20 protein-coding genes are annotated in these 19,221 nt (G+C 71.8%); 17 read left to right on the forward strand and 3 right to left on the reverse strand.

All coding sequences use genetic code 11. The features are described from left to right. Positions 1-24: 24 nt before the first annotated feature. On the reverse strand, positions 25-624 hold the full coding sequence (locus VT52_RS22740; RefSeq protein WP_046417347.1) for a helix-turn-helix domain-containing protein: 600 nt from the start codon (positions 622-624) through the stop codon (positions 25-27). Positions 625-789: 165 nt separating this feature from the next. On the opposite strand from VT52_RS22740, the gene VT52_RS22745 reads away from it, so the two are divergent. The 7 genes from VT52_RS22745 (at position 790) to VT52_RS22775 (ending at position 8,033) form a co-directional block, all read left to right on the forward strand. Beyond that, complete coding sequence (locus tag VT52_RS22745) at positions 790-2,328, forward strand: ATP-dependent DNA ligase (protein ID WP_046417349.1); 1,539 nt, start codon at positions 790-792, stop codon at positions 2,326-2,328. Then, a complete protein-coding gene (locus VT52_RS22750; RefSeq protein ID WP_046417350.1) occupies positions 2,325-2,798 on the forward strand; it encodes an NUDIX hydrolase in 474 nt (157 codons plus the stop codon). Before VT52_RS22745 ends, VT52_RS22750 begins: the two co-directional genes overlap by 4 nt. A gap of 77 nt (positions 2,799-2,875) precedes the next feature. Further along, a complete protein-coding gene (locus VT52_RS22755; RefSeq protein WP_046417351.1) occupies positions 2,876-4,261 on the forward strand; it encodes an NADP-dependent succinic semialdehyde dehydrogenase in 1,386 nt (461 codons plus the stop codon). Between the two features lie 26 nt (positions 4,262-4,287). Then, a complete protein-coding gene (locus VT52_RS22760) occupies positions 4,288-4,521 on the forward strand; it encodes a DUF6213 family protein (protein WP_079175207.1) in 234 nt (77 codons plus the stop codon). 674 nt (positions 4,522-5,195) lie between these two features. Next, complete coding sequence (locus tag VT52_RS22765; RefSeq protein ID WP_046417354.1) at positions 5,196-6,260, forward strand: type III polyketide synthase; 1,065 nt, start codon at positions 5,196-5,198, stop codon at positions 6,258-6,260. Further along, positions 6,257-7,480, forward strand: coding sequence for a cytochrome P450 (locus VT52_RS22770; RefSeq protein WP_046417356.1), 1,224 nt, complete (start codon positions 6,257-6,259; stop codon positions 7,478-7,480). Before VT52_RS22765 ends, VT52_RS22770 begins: the two co-directional genes overlap by 4 nt. Before the next feature lie 7 nt (positions 7,481-7,487). Then, positions 7,488-8,033 (forward strand): cupin domain-containing protein, encoded by a 546-nt coding sequence (locus VT52_RS22775; protein WP_046417357.1) that lies wholly within the window; start codon positions 7,488-7,490, stop codon positions 8,031-8,033. A gap of 85 nt (positions 8,034-8,118) precedes the next feature. Here VT52_RS22775 and VT52_RS22780 read toward each other — a convergent pair whose 3' ends face one another. Continuing rightward, on the reverse strand, positions 8,119-9,375 hold the full coding sequence (locus VT52_RS22780; protein WP_046417359.1) for an acyl-CoA dehydrogenase family protein: 1,257 nt from the start codon (positions 9,373-9,375) through the stop codon (positions 8,119-8,121). Between the two features lie 171 nt (positions 9,376-9,546). Here VT52_RS22780 and VT52_RS22785 point away from each other — a divergent pair, with 171 nt between their 5' ends. Further along, positions 9,547-10,191, forward strand: a complete 645-nt coding sequence (locus VT52_RS22785; protein ID WP_046417360.1) for a TetR/AcrR family transcriptional regulator — start codon at positions 9,547-9,549, stop codon at positions 10,189-10,191. Between the two features lie 67 nt (positions 10,192-10,258). Here VT52_RS22785 and def read toward each other — a convergent pair whose 3' ends face one another. Beyond that, entirely contained in the window at positions 10,259-10,798 is a 540-nt protein-coding gene (def, locus tag VT52_RS22790; protein WP_046417362.1) for a peptide deformylase, read from the reverse strand. A 153-nt stretch (positions 10,799-10,951) separates the two neighbouring features. On the opposite strand from def, the gene VT52_RS22795 reads away from it, so the two are divergent. The 9 genes from VT52_RS22795 (at position 10,952) to VT52_RS22835 (ending at position 19,157) form a co-directional block, all read left to right on the forward strand. Beyond that, complete coding sequence (locus VT52_RS22795; protein ID WP_046417363.1) at positions 10,952-12,190, forward strand: MurT ligase domain-containing protein; 1,239 nt, start codon at positions 10,952-10,954, stop codon at positions 12,188-12,190. A 20-nt stretch (positions 12,191-12,210) separates the two neighbouring features. After that, positions 12,211-12,939 (forward strand): type 1 glutamine amidotransferase, encoded by a 729-nt coding sequence (locus VT52_RS22800; RefSeq protein ID WP_046417364.1) that lies wholly within the window; start codon positions 12,211-12,213, stop codon positions 12,937-12,939. Positions 12,940-13,253: 314 nt separating this feature from the next. Beyond that, on the forward strand, positions 13,254-14,279 hold the full coding sequence (locus VT52_RS22805) for a 6-phosphofructokinase (protein ID WP_046417366.1): 1,026 nt from the start codon (positions 13,254-13,256) through the stop codon (positions 14,277-14,279). Between the two features lie 122 nt (positions 14,280-14,401). Then, positions 14,402-15,352, forward strand: coding sequence for a cytochrome c oxidase assembly protein (locus VT52_RS22810; protein ID WP_046417367.1), 951 nt, complete (start codon positions 14,402-14,404; stop codon positions 15,350-15,352). A gap of 104 nt (positions 15,353-15,456) precedes the next feature. Then, positions 15,457-15,672, forward strand: a complete 216-nt coding sequence (locus tag VT52_RS22815) for a hypothetical protein (protein WP_053055423.1) — start codon at positions 15,457-15,459, stop codon at positions 15,670-15,672. Between the two features lie 45 nt (positions 15,673-15,717). Beyond that, the gene (locus VT52_RS22820; RefSeq protein ID WP_046417368.1) at positions 15,718-16,203 is read left to right on the forward strand and encodes an Lrp/AsnC family transcriptional regulator; all 486 of its coding nucleotides are present in this window, start codon (positions 15,718-15,720) and stop codon (positions 16,201-16,203) included. Between the two features lie 177 nt (positions 16,204-16,380). Beyond that, complete coding sequence (gene ddaH / locus VT52_RS22825) at positions 16,381-17,190, forward strand: dimethylargininase (protein WP_046417370.1); 810 nt, start codon at positions 16,381-16,383, stop codon at positions 17,188-17,190. After that, positions 17,190-18,407: an ornithine--oxo-acid transaminase gene (gene rocD / locus VT52_RS22830; protein WP_046417371.1), complete on the forward strand. Its 1,218-nt coding sequence runs from the start codon at positions 17,190-17,192 to the stop codon at positions 18,405-18,407. Before ddaH ends, rocD begins: the two co-directional genes overlap by 1 nt. A gap of 96 nt (positions 18,408-18,503) precedes the next feature. Then, positions 18,504-19,157 carry a methyltransferase family protein gene (locus tag VT52_RS22835; RefSeq protein ID WP_046417372.1) on the forward strand — a complete coding sequence of 218 codons (654 nt, stop codon included), beginning with the start codon at positions 18,504-18,506 and terminating at the stop codon, positions 19,155-19,157. The last annotated feature ends 64 nt before the right edge of the window (positions 19,158-19,221 follow it).

Below are 19,221 nucleotides of genomic sequence, written 5' to 3' on the forward strand. Positions count from 1 at the left end.
GCATACTAAGCGGTCGCTTGCCCATCAGGGAACACCCCCCGGACGGCTCACCCCGCGCGGCGCCGGACGCGCCCGCACATGCATCCGCTCCCCCTGCGGCCCGAACAGGCTCAGGAACTCCGCCGGCCCCTCCCCCGCCGACCCGAACCAGTGCGGCACGCGGGTGTCGAACTCGGCCGCCTCCCCCGCCGACAGCACCACGTCGTGCTCGCCGAGCACCAGCCGCAGCCGCCCGGACAGCACGTACAGCCACTCGTACCCCTCGTGACTGCGCGGTTCCGGCTCGTCCGTCCGCCCGGGTTCGAGCACCTTGTACGCCTGGAGGCCGCCGGGCTGGCGGGTCAGCGACCAGAACGTACGGCCGTTGCGCCGCACCGGCTCGGCCCGCACCCGGGGATCGCCGACCGGCGGCGCGCCCACCAGCTCGTCCAGCGGGACCTGATGGGCCTGGGCGATCGGCAGCAACAGCTCCAGGCTCGGTCTGCGCAGTCCGGACTCCAGCCGCGACAGCGTGCTCACGGAGATGCCGGTGGACCGGGACAGCGTCGCCAGCGTCACCTCCCGCTCCCTGCGGATCCGCCGCAGCCGGGGACCCACCTCCGCCAGGACGTCTTCGGTACCCATGAATCCATTGCAGTTTCGGCAATACCTTTTGTCAATGTCGCACGGGCCGGAAGGCGACCGGGGAAGGCGGTCGCGGCCCTCGTCCGCGGCGGGAGGGTCCAGCCACCCGCCGTCGGGAGCGCTCGTGCGGGTGTCGGCTCCCGGGCTTCGGTGCACCCTGAGGGCATGTTGCTCAGTCGGCTCGCGCAGGTGTCGGGGGAGGTGGCGGCGACGGCGGCCAGGTCGCGCAAGGTCGCGCTGCTCGCCGGATTGTTCCGGGAGGCGGAGGCGGCGGAGGTGCCGGTCGTCATCCCGTACCTCGCCGGCCGGCTGCCGCAGGGGCGGCTCGGAGTCGGCTGGAAGGTGCTGGGGCGGCGGGTGCCGCCCGCGGCCGAGGCGACCCTCACCGTCCGCGAGGTCGACGCGGCCCTCACCGAGCTGGGCCGGGTGTCCGGGGCCGGTTCCCAGGCCGAGCGTGCCCGGCTCGTCGGCGCTCTGCTGGGCGCGGCCACCGACGCCGAGCAGCGCTTCCTGCTCGGCCTGCTCACCGGCGAGATCCGCCAGGGCGCGCTGGACGCCGTCGCGGTGGAGGGCCTCGCGCGGGCCACCGGCGCGGCGGCGCGGGACGTACGCCGGGCGGTGATGCTGTCCGGCTCGCTGCGGAGCGTCGCCCAGGCCCTGCTCGGCGAGGGACCCGCCGCGCTCGACCGGTTCCGGCTCACCGTCGGGCGGCCCGTGCTGCCGATGCTGGCGCACAGCGCGAGCTCCGTCGCCGAGGCCGTGGAGAAGCTCGGCGCCTGTGCGGTGGAGGAGAAGCTGGACGGCATCCGGGTGCAGGTGCACCGGGACGGCGGCACGGTCCGCGTGCACACCCGCACCCTGGACGACATCACCGCCCGGCTGCCCGAAGTGACGGCCGCCGCGATGGAGTTGTGCGGCGACCGGTTCATCCTGGACGGCGAGGTGATCTCCTTCGACGCGGCCGGACGGCCCCGGTCCCTCCAGGAGACGGCGGGCCGCGTCGGCTCCCGCACGGACGTGGCGCGGGCGGCCGAGCAGGTCCCGGTCTCCCCGGTCTTCTTCGACGTCCTCTCGGTGGACGGCCGCGACCTGCTCGACCTGCCCTTCGCCGAACGGCACACGCACCTGGCCCGGCTGGTGCCCGAGCCGATGCGGGTGCGGCGCACGCTGGCCGAGGGCCCCGGGGACATCCCGGCGGCGCAGCGCTTCCTCGCCGACAGCCTGGCCCGCGGCCACGAGGGCGTGGTGGTGAAGTCGCTGGCCGCCCCCTACAGCGCGGGCCGCCGCGGCGCCGCCTGGCTCAAGGTCAAGCCGGTGCACACCCTCGACCTCGTGGTGCTGGCCGCCGAATGGGGCCACGGCAGGCGCACCGGCAAGCTGTCCAACCTGCACCTCGGGGCCCGCACCGCGGACGGCGGCTTCGCGATGCTCGGCAAGACCTTCAAGGGCCTGACGGACGCGCTGCTCGCCTGGCAGACCGAGCGGCTCGGACGGCTGGCGGTCGAGGACGACGGCCGGACGGTCCGGGTGCGGCCCGAACTCGTCGTGGAGATCGCCTACGACGGCCTCCAGCGCTCCTCCCGCTACCCGGCCGGCGTCACCCTGCGCTTCGCCCGTGTGGTCCGCTACCGCGAGGACAAGGGCCCCGCCGAGGCCGATACCGTGGAGTCCCTGCTCTCCGCCCACCCGGAGGTCACACCGTGACGGTGCGTACGACGAGACGCAGCGCGGGGCTGCTGGTGTACCGGCGCACCGACGACGGGATCGAGGTGCTGCTCGGCCATATGGGCGGCCCGCTGTGGGCGAAGAAGGAGGCCGGCGCCTGGACCGTCCCCAAGGGCGAGTACGAGGCCGACGAGCCCCCCTGGGACGCGGCCCGGCGGGAGTTCCGGGAGGAGCTGGGCATCGCGCCGCCCGACGGGGAGCCCGTACCGCTCGGCGAGGTCGTGCAGCGCAACGGCAAGGTCGTCACCGCCTGGGCGCTGGCCGGAGACCCGGACCTGACCGGCTTCAGCCCCGGCACCTTCACCATGGAGTGGCCGCCGCGCTCGGGGCGGCAGGCCCGGTTCCCGGAGCTGGACCGGGTGGCCTGGCTCGGCCTGGCAAAGGCCCGCGAGGTGCTCGTCACAGCGCAGACCGCGTTTCTCGACCGGCTGGCGGAGCACTCGGGCTGAACAGGCGACCTGGCGTTGCGCCCCGGCGGGCCGCGCGCGAAGGTCGAAGCACAGCCCGCTTCCAGGGGAGGTCAGCCATGCCCATCGCGACGGTGAATCCGGCGAACGGCGAGACGCTCAAGACGTACGAGGCCATGGGCGAGGAGGAGCTGGAACGCCGGCTCCAGCTCGCCGAGGCCACGTTCCGCACGTACCGGACGACCCCGTTCGCCGAGCGCGCCCGGCTGCTGAACAGGGCCGCGGACCTGCTGGACGAGGACCTGCAGGAGATCGGCAGGGTCATGACCACCGAGATGGGAAAGCCGGTCAAGCAGGCCCGCGCGGAGGCGGCCAAGTGCGCCAAGGCCATGCGCTGGTACGCGGAGCACGCCGAGGCCCTGCTCGCCGACGAGGAGCCCGCCGAGTCGGACGTCCGTGACTCCGGGGCGATGCGGGTACGGGTCCGCTACCGTCCGCTGGGCCCGGTGCTCGCGGTGATGCCCTGGAACTTCCCGCTCTGGCAGGTGATCCGGTTCGCCGCGCCCGCGCTGATGGCGGGCAACGTGGGCCTGCTCAAGCATGCCTCCAACGTCCCGCAGACGGCCCTGTATCTGGAGGACCTGTTCCACCGGGCGGGCTTCACGGAGGGCTGTTTCCAGACGCTGCTGGTCGGCTCCGCCGCGGTGGACGACATCCTGCGCGACGAGCGCGTCAAGGCGGCCACCCTCACGGGCAGCGAGCCCGCCGGGCGGGCGGTGGCCTCCACGGCCGGCGAGATGATCAAGAAAACGGTCCTGGAGCTGGGCGGCAGCGACCCGTTCGTGGTCATGCCCTCCGCCGACATCGACCGGGCCGCCGAGGTGGCGGTGACCGCGCGCGTGCAGAACAACGGGCAGTCCTGCATCGCGGCCAAGCGGTTCATCGTGCACGGCGACGTCTACGACGCCTTCGCCGAGCGGTTCGTGGCGGGCATGAAGGCCCTCAGGGTCGGCGATCCGCTGGAGGAGGACACCGAGGTCGGGCCGCTCTCCAGCGAGCAGGGACGCGCGGACCTGGAGGAGCTGGTGGACGACGCGAAGCGCAGCGGGGCCGAGGTGCTGTGCGGCGGAAGCCGCCCCGACGGTCCCGGCTGGTACTACCCGCCGACCGTGCTCGCCGGGATCACCCGCGAGATGCGCGTCCACCGCGAGGAGGCGTTCGGCCCGGTCGCCACGCTGTACCGGGCCGGCGACCTGGACGAGGCGCTGCTCATCGCCAACGACTCGCCGTTCGGGCTGAGTTCGAACGTATGGACGCGTGAGGAGAGCGAAGTCGAGCGGTTCACGCGCGACCTGGAGGCCGGGGCGGTGTACGTCAACGGGATGACCGCCTCCCACCCGGCGTTCCCCTTCGGTGGCGTGAAGCGCTCGGGGTACGGACGTGAGCTGTCCGGGCACGGAATGCGGGAGTTCTGCAACATCACCACGGTTTGGCAGAGTGCGTGAGGTATGCGCGGCTACCATCTTCTTTTGTGAACCGCGAAGTGACTCTGCCTCTGATCGTCGACGACCGCGGGACCCTTCAGGTGGCCGCCGCCGATGTGAGCAAGTTGTTGCGGACCGTGGGCGGACGCTGGCTGCGGCTGGTCGAGACCGGGGAACCGAGGCTGGACGAGCACACGGTGGCCGAGCTGACGATCGAACTCGCCAAGCTCGCCGACCGTATCGACGTGGCGTGCATCGCGCACAGCAGCGGGGCGCCGTAGCCGTCCAGGGGCTCGCGGCCGGCCCGCTCCAGGACATCGCCTCGCCCGTCCGGAGCGGGCCTCCGCAGGTGTGCGCCAGACCGGTGTCCAGCACGTCGGCGTCGAGCACCGCCGAGGCCGCCCCCGTCGCCCGCGGGCCCGTGGCGACACGGACACGGTGGCCGCCCCGCGTCCGCCGGGGACGCGGTAAGGGCGAGCCGGGCGGCCCACGCAGAACAGACCCGGCAGCAGGCCCAGGGGGCGTACCCGCGCGCGTCCCACCGTGACCCCGCGCGTCTCGGCGAAGGCCCCGAGACGCCCGGCGGCCGGGTGTTCGAAGGCGGCCCGGTCGGCGGGGGGGCGCCCACCACCGTCCGAGCGCCGCTGGGCCAGGGTCCCGACGGGTGCCTCGCCGCTTTCGGCGAGCGGCACGGACCGGTTGGCCGCGGGCTCCGGGGCGAAGGCCGCGACGGCCGTCCCCAGCAGGGCTTTCGCGTTAACGGCCGACGTGGATTTTTCCCTCTTCCGGCGTCGGAAGTCCTCCTTCGAGCCCGACACGGCGTCCCCGGTTCGGAGTAACCCAGCGCGAGATCGTGGTCCTGACGGGTGACGGTGGGTGGAGCACCTCCTGAGGTGAACCACCTTCTGACCGGTGGGTGAAGGCCCGCCGGACACGCGGAAAGCAGGGACGGTTCATGGCGACTTTGTGCAGACCCTCGGTGTCGGTCCCGGAGCACGTGATCACGATGGAGGAGACGCTGGAGCTGGCGCGCTCCCGCCACGCGGACCACCCTCAACTGGCGCTGGCACTGAGGCTCATCGAGAACACCGGCGTGAAGACCCGGCACATCGTGCAGCCCATCGAGGAGACCCTCAAGCACCCCGGCTTCGAGGACCGCAACAAGCTCTACGAGCACGAGGCCAAGGCCCGGGTGCCCGCGGTGATCCAGCGGGCACTGGACGACGCCGAACTCCTCACCACCGACATCGACGTGATCATCTACGTGTCGTGCACGGGCTTCATGATGCCCTCGCTCACGGCGTGGCTGATCAACGAGATGGACTTCGACAGCACCACCCGGCAGCTCCCCATAGCCCAGCTGGGCTGCGCGGCCGGCGGCGCGGCGATCAACCGGGCCCACGACTTCTGCACGGCGTACCCGAACGCCAACGCGCTCATCGTGGCCTGCGAGTTCTGCTCGCTGTGCTACCAGCCCACCGACCTCGGCGTCGGCTCGCTGCTGTCCAACGGCCTGTTCGGTGACGGCATCGCCGCCGCCGTGGTGCGCGGACGCGGCGGCCGGGGCGTCAAGCTGGAGCGCAACGGCTCCTACCTGATCCCGAAGACCGAGGACTGGATCGCCTACGACGTCCGGGCCACCGGCTTCCATTTCCTGCTGGACAAGCGGGTGCCGACCACCATGGAGCCGCTCGCCCCGGCGCTCAAGGACCTGGCGGGCAACCACGGCTGGGACGCCGCCGACCTGGACTTCTACATCATCCACGCCGGCGGCCCCCGCATCCTCGACGACCTCAGCAAGTTTCTGGAGGTCGAGCCGAACGCGTTCCGGTTCAGCCGGTCCACGCTCACCGAGTACGGCAACATCGCGAGCGCCGTCGTCCTGGACGCGCTGCGCCGGCTGTTCGACGAGGGCGGCGCCGAGGACCGGGCGCGCGGGCTGCTCGCCGGCTTCGGTCCCGGCATCACCGCCGAGATGACGGTGGGCCGCTGGAGCGACGGCGACGGGGGCGGGCGATGACGGAGACCGAGGAGGCGACGCTCACCGAGGCCGTGCCGCCGGTCCGCCACTGGCCGGCGCTCGACCTCACCGGAACCGACTTCGACCCGGTGCTCGCCGAGCTGATGCGCGAGGGCCCGGTCACCCGCATCCAGCTGCCCAACGGCGAGGGCTGGGCGTGGCTGGTCACCCGGCACGACGACGTGCGCATGGTGACCAACGACCCCCGCTTCGGCCGCGAGGCGGTCATGGACAAGCCGGTCACCCGGCTCGCCCCGCACTTCATTCCGGATCGCGGCGCGGTCGGCTTCCTGGACCCGCCCGACCACACGCGGCTGCGCCGCTCGGTCACCGCGGCCTTCACCGCCAAGGGCGTGGAGCGGGTGCGCGAGAAGGCCCGCGACATGCTGGACGAGCAGATCGACCGGCTGCTGAAGGACGGCCCGCCGGCCGATCTGACGGCGGCGATCCTCAGCCCGTTCCCCATCGCGGTGATCTGCGAGCTGATGGGCGTCCCGGCCGCCGACCGGCACGACATGCACGAGTGGACCCAGCTGATCCTGTCCTCCGCGCACGGCAAGGACGTCAGTGAGCGGGCCAAGCGCGAGATGAGCGCGTACTTCTCCGGCCTCGTCGGGGCGCGCGGGAGCAGCACCGCCGAGGACGTCACCTCGCTGCTGGGTGCCGCCGTGGGCCGGGGCGAGGTCACCCTGGAGGAGGCCGTCGGACTCGCCGTCCTCCTCCAGATCGGAGGCGAGGCGGTCACCAACAACAGCGGGCAGATGTTCTATCTGCTGCTGACCCGCCCCGAACTGGCCGAACGGCTGCGCGCGGAACCGGAGATCCGGCCGAGGGCGATCGACGAGCTGCTGCGGTACATCCCGCACCGCAACGCGGTCGGGCTGTCCCGGATCGCCCTGGAGGACGTGGAGATCCGGGGTGTCCGCATCCGCGCGGGCGACGCGGTCTACGTGTCGTACCTGGCCGCGAACCGCGACCCGGAGGTCTTCCCCGACCCGGAGGAGATCGACTTCTCCCGCTGTCCCAACCCGCATGTGTCCTTCGGCTTCGGCCCGCACTACTGTCCGGGTGGACAGCTCGCCCGGCTGGAGTCCGAGCTGCTGGTGGACGCGCTGCTGGACCGGATCCCGGGGCTGCGGCTGGCCGTACCGCCCGAGGATGTGCCCTTCAAGAAGGGCGCGCTCATCCGCGGCCCCGAGGCCCTGCCGGTGATGTGGTGAGCCGGCGATGACGACGGTCGAAGGGCTGACGTCGGCATCGGTCGACGGGCTGCTCGTGCCTCCCGGCAAGGGCCGGGTGGTGGAGACGCCCGCACAGCGGGTCACGTTCAAGGTCACCGGCACGCACTCGCGGATGGCCTCCACCTTCGAGGTGGAGGTCCCGCCGGGCTTCGACGTCGGCGCCCATGTGCACACCCGCAGCGAGGAGTTGTTCTACGTCCTGGAGGGCGAGCTGGACGTGCTCGCCTTCGAGCCCCGCATCCGTACCCCCGACAACTGGAAGGGGTGGGAGTCGAGTTCGGGCAACCGGGTGGTCCGGGCGACCCCGGGCACGGTGATCGTCGTACCCCCCGGCTGCCCGCACGCCTTCGCCAACCCGACGGACACTCCCGCCAAGATGTTCTTCCAGGCGAGCCCGCCCCCCGACCACGAGCGCTATTTCGAGGAACTCCTCGAGATCCTCCGCGCCGGCGGCCCGCCCGACCAGGAGGCGATAGAGGCGTTGCGGCTGAAGTACGACATCGAGCAACTCACGCCTCTGAGACACGGGTGAGACGGGCGCCCCGGAGGGGCGCGGGGAACTGCGCGACCGGCCACTGCCCGCAGTCGGCCGGGGTCGCGCGGTTCCCTCTGCCGCGCTACCGAATCGGCATTCCCGAGAGGGTCCGCGCGATGACGAGCCGCTGGATCTCGCTGGTCCCCTCGAAAATGGTGTAGATGGCCGCGTCCCGGTGCATGCGCTCGACCGGGTATTCCCGGGTGTACCCGTTCCCGCCCAGGATCTGGATCGCCTGCGCGGTCACCTTCTTCGCGGTCTCGCTGGCGAACAGCTTCGACATCGAGCCCTCGGCGGCCGTGAACCGCTTGCCGCTGACGGCCATCCAGGACGCCCGCCACACCAGCAGCCGCGCCGCGTCGATCTGCGTCCGCATGTCGGCGAGCTGGAAGGCGACGCCCTGGTTGTCGATGACGGGACGCCCGAACTGCTCGCGGGTCATGGCGTATTCCAGCGCGACCTCGTAAGCGGCGCGGGCGGTGCCGACGGCCATCGCGCCCACCGCGGGCCGGGACGCCTCGAACGTGGCCATCGCCGCGTTCTTCACCCTCCCCGGGCCTTCGGCCGGGGACGCCCCCGCACCGCCGGCCGCCCTCGCCCTCTCCCGGGCGCGCGCCAGACGCTCGTCCAGCTTCTCCTTGCCGCCGAGCAGGCAGGAACCGGGAACCCGCACGCCGTCGAGGACGACCTCGGCGGTGTGCGAGGCGCGGATTCCGTGCTTCTTGAACTTCTGCCCCTGCGCGAGGCCCCGGGTGCCCGGCGGGATGATGAAGGAGGCGTGACCCTTGGAGCCCAGCTCCGGGTCGACGCTGGCGACCACGACGTGGACGTTGGCGATGCCGCCGTTGGTCGCCCAGGTCTTCGTGCCGTTGATCACCCATTCGTCCTTGGCCTCGTCGTACACCGCACGCGTGCGCATGGACGCCACGTCGGAGCCCGCGTCGGGCTCGGAGGAGCAGAACGCGGCGACCTTGACGTCGGTGGCGTCGCCGTACATCTGCGGGATCCAGGTGCCGATCTGCTCCTCGGTGCCGTTGGCGAGGACGCCCACCGCGGCCAGGCCGGTGCCCACGATGGACAGGGCTATCCCCGCGTCGCCCCAGAACAGCTCCTCCATGGCCATCGGAATGCCGAGGCCGGTGGGGTCGAAGTACTGCTGCGCGTAGAAGTCGAGGGAGTAGATGCCGACCTTCGCGGCCTCCTGGATGACCGGCCAGGGGGTCTCCTCGCGCTCGTCCCACTCGGCGGCCGCGGGCCGGATCACATCGGCGGCGAAGCCATGGAGCCAGTCCCGGACTTCCCTCTGCTCGTCGTTCAGCTCCATGGTGAACTCGGCCATGTCCCCTCCAGCGGCGGTACGATGTGTTACTTGCGGTAACCCGAGTCTGTTACCGGCGGGTAGAAAAAGTCAACCTGCACTGACTCCTCGGCATCCCGTTCGATGTCAGCGGCCCGGTCAGTGTTAGTTTGCGCAGGCGTCACCGAATCAACACGGGCGGGGAGAGCACTCATGGACACCAGACAGCGGACCGATCAGCAGCGGTCCGCCTACCGCCGACGGCGCGAGTTGCTGGAGGCCGCCGACCGGGTGGTGCTCCGGGACGGCCCGCAGGCGTCGATGAACGCGATCGCCGCCGAGGCGGGGATCACCAAGCCCATCCTCTACCGGCACTTCGGCGACAAGGGCGGGCTCTACGCCGCGCTCGCCAAGCGGCACACCGACGCCCTGCTGTCCTCCCTGCGGGCCGCGCTCGACGCCCCCGCGGACCGGCGCGAGCGGGTGGAGTCCACGCTGGACACCTACCTCGCCGCCATCGAGGCCCGGCCCCAGGTCTACCGGTTCCTGATGCATCCCTCCGAGGGCAGCGCCGGCTCCGACCAGGGCTTCGACGTCGGCAAGCACAGCGCCCCGCTGCTGCGCCGGATGGGCGAGGAGCTGGCCCAGGTCATCGAGGAGCGGGTGGACCTCGGTCCCGACAGCCAGCGGCTCGCCCGGGTCTGGGGACACGGGATCGTCGGGATGATGCACGCGGCCGGCGACTGGTGGCTCGGCGAACGCCCCTGCTCCCGCGCCGAGTTGGTGCGCTCCCTCGCGGACCTGCTGTGGGGGCGGCTGGCGGCCGCCGGGGACCGGGTGGGCGGCCCGGGGTTCTGAGCGACCGGATCCGGGCCACCGGGTCACGGGTTCCCGGAAGGGCCACCGGTTCCGGGTCCCGCGAGGTTCACCGGCCCCAGGAGGCCCGCCCGATCCGCCGCTCCAGCCTCCTCTTGCGCCACCCCGTCACACGGTCCGCGTACACCTGGCCCTCCAGGTGGTCGCACTCGTGCTGGAGGCAGCGCGCGAAGAAGCCCGTGCCATGGACGGTGACGGGCTCGCCGGTGACCGTGAGCCCCTCGACCACCGCGTGGTCGTACCGCTCCGTGCCCGCCTCCAGGCCCGGCAGGGACAGGCAGCCCTCGGGGCCCCGCAGCACGATCCCGTCCGCCGCCACCAGGCGGGGATTCACCACATGCCCGAGATGCCGGACATCGTCGTCGTCCGGGCAGTCGTAGACGAACACCCGCAGCGGCACCCCGATCTGATTCGCGGCCAGGCCCACCCCCTGGGCCGCGTACATCGTGGCGAACAGGTCCTCCACGAGTGCCGCCAGGTCGGGGCCGAAGTCGGTGACGTCCCCGCAGTGTTCGCGCAGCCGGGGGTCGCCGAGCAGGGTGAGAGGCCGGACGCGCCCGTGGACGCCCGGAATGGAACCGTGTCGCATGGCGGCAAGGGTACGGTTCGTTCAGCTCATGCCCGCCGCAGCGGATGCGGACCGGGATTCGGGTGTGCGAATGGATCTCGATAGGCTGAGGGTTCACACCACGTTGCCGGATGGCCCCAGGCGCGGCGCGTACGCAAGGAGGATCGAGAACTGATGGCAGGCAACTCGGACCCGCTCACGCCGCGGGCCAAGCTGGCCGTGACCGCGGGCAAGGCGGTCGCGGCGGCATCACGGGCCGCCGGACGGGGCAGCGGGTCGGTGATCGGCGGCAAGATCGCGCTGAGACTCGACCCCGACCTCCTGGCCCGGCTGGCCCAGAACCTGGACGTCATCCTGGTGTCCGCCACCAACGGCAAGACCACCACGACCCGGCTCATCGCGGAGGCGCTGCGCGCCGCGGGCCCGGTCGTGTCGAACGCGCTCGGCGCCAACATGCCGGCCGGGATCACCTCCGCCCTCGCGGGCGGCTCGGAAGCCAAGTTCGGCGTCATAGAGGTCGACGAGAAGTACCTGGCCGGAGTGGCCCGGGACACCGACCCGAAGTGCATCGCGCTGCTGAACCTCTCCCGCGACCAGCTCGACCGCGCTGCCGAGACCCGGATGCTCGCCGAGAACTGGCGCGAGGGCCTGGCCGGCTCCAAGGCGGTCGTCATCGCCAACTGCGACGACCCGCTGGTCGTGTGGGCCGCCTCCTCGTCCCCGAACGTGGTCTGGGTCGCGGCCGGGCAGATGTGGAAGGACGACGCCTGGTCCTGCCCGTCCTGCGGTGGCGTGATGCAGCGCCCCGGCGAGGACTGGTTCTGCGGCGAGTGCGGCTTCCGCCGGCCCACGCCCACCTGGGCGCTGTCCGGGGACCACGTCCTCGACCCGCACGGCTCCGCCTGGCCGATCCATCTCCAGCTGCCGGGCCGCGCCAACAAGGCCAACGCGGCCAGCTCCGCGGCCGTCGCCGCCGTCTTCGGGGTGCCGCCGCAGGTCGCCCTGGAGCGGATGTACCAGGTGCAGGCGGTGGCCGGCCGGTACGACGTCGTGCAGTTCCAGAACCGCGACCTGCGCCTGCTGCTGGCCAAGAACCCGGCCGGCTGGCTGGAGACCTTCTCGCTGATCGACCCGCCGCCCGCCCCGGTGATCCTGTCCGTGAACGCCCGCGGGGCCGACGGCACCGACACCTCCTGGCTGTGGGACGTCGACTACACCCGGCTCACCGGTCACCCGATCTTCGTGCTCGGCGACCGCAAGCTGGACCTCGCGGTACGCCTGGAGGTCGCGGGCCAGCACTTCCAGGTCTGCGAGAACCTCGACCAGGCCGTGCAGCTGTGCCCGCCCGGCCGGATCGAGGTCATCGCGAACTACACCGCGTTCCAGGACCTGCGCCGCCGCGTCGGCAACTGATCTTCGAAGGGGATCACCTCATGAGCGACAACCAACTGCGGCTGGTGTGGATCTACCCGGACCTGCTGAGCACCTACGGCGATCAGGGCAACGCCCTCGTCGTCGAGCGCCGGGCCCGGCAGCGCGGCCTGGACGTGGCCCGGCTCGACGTGCGCAGCGACCAGCCGATCCCGACCTCCGGCGACATCTACCTGATCGGCGGCGGCGAGGACCGTCCGCAGCGGCTCGCGGCCGAGCGGCTGCGCCGTGACGGGCACCTCCAGCGGGCGGTGCAGAACGGCGCCATCGTGTTCTCCGTGTGCGCCGGCTACCAGATCCTCGGCCACGAGTTCATCAACGACCTCGGCCAGCGCGAGCCGGGCCTCGGCCTGCTCGACGTGGTCTCGGTGCGCGGCGACGGCGAGCGGTGCGTCGGCGACGTGCTCGGCGACATCGACCCGCAGCTCGGCCTGCCCCCGCTGACCGGCTTCGAGAACCACCAGGGCGTCACCCACCTGGGCCCGACCGCCCGCCCCTTCGCCCGCACCAAGATCGGCCGGGGCAACGGCACCGGGGACGGCACGGAGGGCGCGTACAACGGCACCGTCTTCGGCACGTACATGCACGGACCGGTCCTCGCCCGCAACCCGCTGATCGCCGACCTGCTGCTGAAGCTGGCGCTCGACGTCAACGCGCTGCCGCCGATCGACGACCGCTGGTACGACGCCCTGCGCGAGGAGCGCATCGCGGCGGCGCAGCAGCCGGCCTAGGCACACGTCGCGCAGGAGCCCGGTGCTCGCACAGCCGTACGCGCGCGGCTGTGCGAGCACCGGGCTTCGGTGCGGTGAGCACCGGGCTTCGGTGCGGTGAGCACCGGCGCGAGCCCCGTGTCAGGGCCTTCTCAGCGGGTTCCGGCACTCTCGTGGCGGGCCCGCCTGACGGCTTGTCCGCTCATCTGGGCGGGCGCGTCCAGCAGGCGGACGCCCGCTACGGAGCCACCCCCTCACGCCGGTAGGGTGGCCGGGAATCCGCCGGACGACGTGGTCCGGTCTCCCGGCCCACGTTCGAGAAGGTAATTCGGGCTATGCGCATTGGTGTCCTCACGTCCGGCGGCGACTGCCCCGGCCTGAACGCCGTCATCCGGTCCGTCGTGCACCGTGCGGTCGCCGACCACGGCGACGAGGTCATCGGTTTCCGGGACGGCTGGAAGGGCCTCCTGGAGTGCGACTCCGTGAAGCTCGACCTCGACGCCGTCGGCGGCATCCTGGCCCGCGGCGGCACCATCCTCGGCTCCTCCCGGGTCCGCCCCGAGCACCTGCGCGACGGCGTCGAGCGGGCCAGGGGGCACGTCGCGGAGCTGGGTCTGGACGCGATCATCCCGATCGGCGGCGAGGGCACCCTCAAGGCGGCCCGGCTGCTGTCGGACAACGGGCTGCCCATCGTGGGCGTGCCCAAGACGATCGACAATGACATCGCTGTCACCGATGTCACCTTCGGCTTCGACACCGCCGTGACCGTGGCGACCGAGGCCCTGGACCGGCTGAAGACCACCGCCGAGTCCCACCAGCGGGTGCTGATCGTGGAGGTCATGGGCCGGCACACCGGCTGGATCGCCCTGCACTCCGGCATGGCGGCCGGCGCCCACGCCGTCGTCGTACCGGAACGGCCCTTCGACATCGAGGAGTTGACCCGGAAGGTCGGCGCGCGGTTCGCGGCGGGCAAGCGGTTCGCCATCGTGGTCGCCGCCGAGGGCGCCAAGCCGCGCGCCGGTTCCATGGAGTTCGACGAGGGCGGCAAGGACGTCTACGGCCACGAGCGCTTCGCCGGCATCGCCCGCCAGCTCTCCGTCGAGCTGGAGCAGCGCCTCGGCAAGGAGGCCCGGCCGGTCATCCTCGGGCATGTGCAGCGCGGCGGCACGCCGACCGCCTACGACAGGGTGCTGGCCACCCGCTTCGGCTGGCACGCCGTGGAGGCGGTGCACCGGGGCGAGTTCGGGATGATGACGGCGCTGCGCGGCACCGACATCGTGATGGTGTCGCTGGCCGAGGCAGTGGAGACGCTGAAGACGGTCCCGGTCGAGCGGTACGACGAGGCGGAGTGCGTGCTTTAGTTCGCCCCTGGACTACGCGCCCCCGGTCGTCGGCATGATCGGGGGCGGTCCTACTCTTATGGGCGGACAGAAACGTACAACCCCCATGAATCAGGAGCCGCCGCATGGGTCACATGGGACACATGGATCACAGCGGGCACGGCATGGTGATGAATCTGCCGCCGTTCACGCTGGGGCGGGGGCTCGAGTTCTCGGCCGAGCCCTTCTTCCTGATCACCTGCCTGCTCGGGCTGGGCCTGTACGCGTGGGGGGTCGTACGGCTGCGCCGGCGCGGTGACGCGTGGCCGGCGGCCCGCACCTTCTCGTACGTCGTCGGTGTGCTGACCATCATGCTGGTGATGTGCACCAAGCTGAACGACTACGGGATGGTCATGTTCAGCGTGCACATGGTGCAGCACATGATCATCAGCATGCTGTCGCCGATCCTGGTCGTGCTCGGCGCCCCGGTCACCCTGGCGCTGCGCGCGCTGCCCACCGCGGGCCGGGGCCGCAAGGGGCCGCGCGAACTGCTGCTGATGCTGCTGCACAGCCGCTACATGCGGGTCATCACCCACCCGCTCTTCACCATCCCGATGTTCATCGCGAGCCTGTACGGGCTCTACTTCACCCCGCTGTTCGACTTCCTGATGGGCTCCAGGACCGGGCACATCGCGATGATGGTGCACTTCCTCGCGGTCGGTGTCGTCTTCTTCTGGCCGATCATCGGCGTGGACCCGGGCCCGCACCGGCCGGGTCATCTGATGCGGATGCTGGAGCTGTTCGCGGGCATGCCGTTCCACGCGTTCTTCGGCATCGCGCTGATGATGGCGTCGACGCCGTTGGTGGGCACCTACCTGCACCCGCCCGCCTCGCTCGGCATCGACGCCCTCTCCGACCAGAACTCGGCAGGCGGCATCGCCTGGGCGTTCAGCGAGGTCCCGTCCGTGCTGGTGCTGATCGCGCTGCTGTTCCAGTGGTACGGCTCCGAGCAGCGCCAGGCCAAGCGCAAGGACCGGCAGGCGGACCGGGACGGTGACAAGGAGCTGGCGGACTACAACGCGTACCTGGCGTCCCTGAACGCTCGCCAGGGCTGAGCCCCGGCCGCCCGCGGGCGCCGGGTCCGGGTCGCCCCCGGGGTATCCCCTGCGGGCCGCCGCCGGGGCACCATGGTCGGACGGACCAGGAGGAGGGTCTCGCGATGACCGGTTCCAGCCACGGCTCCACCCACGGCTCCACGCAGGGTTCCCCGCACGGCTCCGTCCACGGCCCCACGAAGGCGATGGGCGCGCTCACGGTCGGCACCCTGGTCGCCGTGACCGCCTACACCGTCGCGCTCGGCGGCGACGGCCGGCTGTGGTTCGGCTGGGTGGTGCTGGGGCTGCTGACCCTCGCCATGGCCGTCACCCAGTCGTAGCCGCCCCCGGCGCCCCGGACGCTCCTGGCCGATTACATTGCCCGCATGAGCAGCAGGACCGCGTCCTTCGACGAACTCGACCGCAAGATCATCACCGCGCTGATGGCGAACGCCAGGACCAGCTTCGCCGAGATCGGCGCCGTGATCGGGCTGTCCGCCACGGCGGTCAAGCGGCGCGTGGACCGGCTGCGCGAGACCGGGGTGATCACCGGGTTCACGGCGACGGTGGAGCCCTCCGCCCTCGGCTGGCGCACGGAGGCGTACGTCGAGGTCTACTGCGAGGGCGCGGCCCCGCCCCGGCGGCTCGCGGAGGTCGTCCGCAACCATCCGGAGATCACCGCGGCCATGACGGTGACCGGCGGCGCGGACGCGCTGCTGCACGTGCGGGCGCGGGACGTGGAGCACTTCGAGGAGGTGCTGGAGCGGATCCGCACCGTGCCCTTCATCCGGAAGACGATCAGCGTGATGGTGCTCTCCCACCTCATCCCCGACAGTCCGGAGGCGGGTGCCACCCAGGCGGCCCCCGAATGACGCGGAGACGAACCCCGGAGGGAGATCGCAAGTATGCGCACCAGGCCTGCGTGACCGAGCCGGACAACGCAGCGATGTTGCAGGTCCACGCAGCTTTTTGCACTTGTCGCGCGTCCTCGTTCCTTCCTACGGTGGAACCACCCAACAGTGACAGACGGAAACCGGAGGGAACCCTCTGTGTCCGAAAGCCGTGAATCGCGCCCCCGGCGCTTCCTCGTCTGTGAACCCAGACACTTCGCGGTGCAGTACGCGATCAACCCCTGGATGAACCCCGACCGGCCGGTCGACGTGGATCTGGCGCGCGAGCAGTGGCAGGAGCTGATCCGCACCTACCGCGCCCACGGCCATACCGTCGACGCCGTCGAGCCGGTGCCGGGCCTGCCGGACATGGTGTTCGCGGCCAACGCGGCCTGTGTGGTCGGCGGCCGGGTCTTCGGCTCGCTGTTCCACGCGCCGGAGCGGCGCCCCGAGTCGCTGCACTACGACACCTGGTTCAAGGCGGCGGGCTACACCGTGTACCGCCCAGAGGCGGTGTCCGAGGGCGAGGGCGACCTGGTGTGGACGGGCCGGTACGTACTGGCCGGCACCGGGTTCCGCACCACCCGGGAGGCGCATCGCGAGGCGCAGGAGTTCCTGGGGCACCCGGTGATCGGCCTGACACTGGTGGATCCGTACTTCTACCATCTGGACACGGCGCTGTTCGTGCTGGACGACGCCAATGTCTGTTACTACCCGGAGGCGTTCTCGCCGGGCAGCCGCGAGGTGCTGCGGCGTCTGTTCCCGGACGCGGTGGAGGCCACCCGCGAGGACGCGATGTCCTGGGGCCTGAACTCGGTGTCCGACGGCCGGCACGTGTTCATCGCACCCCAGGCGGAGGCGTTGTCCGAGCGCCTCGCCGACCACGGTTACGTCCCCGTCCCCGTCGACCTGTCGGAGTTCCACAAGGCCGGCGGTGGCATCAAGTGCTGCACCCAGGAGATCCGCTGATGACCGCACCCGCGCGCACCCGTACGTCCGCAGACCTGATCCGTGCGGAGGAACCGGTCCTGGCGCACAACTACCACCCGCTGCCGGTGGTCGTGGCGCGGGCCGAGGGCACCTGGGTGGAGGACGTCGAGGGCCGTCGCTATCTGGACATGCTCTCGGGGTACTCGGCGCTCAATTTCGGCCATCGTCACCCGGCGCTGATCGAGGCCGCCCATCGCCAGCTGGACCAGCTGACCCTCACCTCCCGGGCGTTCCACAACGACCGGCTCGCCGAGTTCGCCGAGCGGCTCGCCGCGTTGACCGGCCTGGACATGGTGCTGCCGATGAACACGGGCGCCGAGGCGGTGGAGAGCGGCATCAAGGTGGCCCGCAAGTGGGCCTACGACGTCAAGGGCGTCCCCGCCGACCGGGCCACGATCGTGGTCGCGGCGGACAACTTCCACGGCCGTACGACGACGATCGTCAGCTTCTCCACCGACGAGACGGCGCGGGCGGGCTTCGGCCCGTTCACCCCGGGCTTCAAGATCGTGCCCTACAACGACCTGGCCGCGCTGGAGGAGGCCGTCGACGAGAACACGGCGGCGGTGCTGATCGAGCCCATCCAGGGCGAGGCCGGTGTGGTCATCCCGGACGAGGGCTATCTGACGGGCGTGCGCGAGCTGACCCGGCGCGAGGGATGTCTGTTCATCGCGGACGAGATCCAGTCGGGCCTCGGGCGTACGGGCCGTACGCTCGCCGTCGACCACGAGGACGTGGTGCCGGACGTGCTGCTGCTCGGCAAGGCGCTCGGCGGCGGCATCGTGCCGGTGTCGGCGGTGGTGGCCCGGCGCGAGGTGCTGGGCGTGCTGCACCCGGGCGAGCACGGCTCGACGTTCGGCGGCAACCCGCTCGCGGCGGCGGTCGGCATCGCGGTGCTCGAACTGCTGGAGACCGGCGAGTTCCAGCGGCGGGCCGCCGAGCTGGGCGTGATCCTGCGGGACGGGCTGACCGAGCTGGTGGGCAGGGGGGTGCTGGGCTTCCGCTCCCGCGGGCTGTGGGCGGGCGTCGACATCGACCCGGCGATCGGCACCGGGCGCGAGATCAGCGAGCGTCTGATGCGGGAGGGTGTCCTGGCGAAGGACACCCACGGCTCCACGATCCGCCTGGCACCGCCGCTGACGATCACGGCGGAGGAGCTGCGGTCCGCACTCGGGACGCTGGAGCGGGTGCTGGGCTGAGGGCCGGTCCGGGGGGCTCTCCATCCTCGGGTGGAGGGCTCTCCATCGACCCGTGGGTGCTGGTGAGGGCCGGGGTACGGGGCGCAGCCTTGGTCCATGAACTCGCTGCGTCCGGTACTCGTCACCCTCACCGGTGTCTGCTTCCTGGTCTTCGCCGCCGCCTGGCTGCTCGGTGCCGCCTACTTCGGCATCAGAGGCCACGGCGGCGTCCGCGGCTGGCTGCGCGCGTCACGCGCTTCGGCGGGACGCCGGGTCCTGCTGATCGCGGGTGTGGCCCTGTTCCTCCTCCTGGTCCGGCATACCCAGAGCTTCTGGCAGCACCTCCGGTTCTGGCAGCCCGTGCCGGCCCTGCTCGGCGCCCTGCTCGCCCTCGGCTCCACGGCCCTGCTGCTGTGGGCCCGCTGGGTGCTGGGCACGATGTGGGACAGCGTCCCGAACGTCCGGCAGCACCACGAACTGCGCACGGACGGCCCGTACCGGCTGGTCCGCCACCCCATCTACACCGGCATCCTCGGCCTGGTCACCGGCTCGATGCTGGCATGCGGCCTCGGTGTCTGGACCGCCTACCTGGCCGCCGCGGTCCCGTGGCTGCTGCGCCGGGTGCGTACCGAGGACGCCCTGATGGCGGGCGAGTTCGGTGCCGCGTACGACGCCTACCGGTCCCGGGTCCCGGCCCTCATACCCCGGCTGCGCCCCGCCCGGCCGCAGGCGCGCGGCGTCGGTGACGGCGGGCGTTCCCGGCCGGAGTGAATCGCGCCACGCCGTCCGGTCCGGTTGCCCCCGGGGGAAAGTGGCAGCACGCTGTCCTCGCGGC

Origin of the sequence: Streptomyces malaysiense (genome assembly GCF_000980885.2) — a bacterium.
Taxonomy (GTDB): domain Bacteria; phylum Actinomycetota; class Actinomycetes; order Streptomycetales; family Streptomycetaceae; genus Streptomyces; species Streptomyces malaysiense.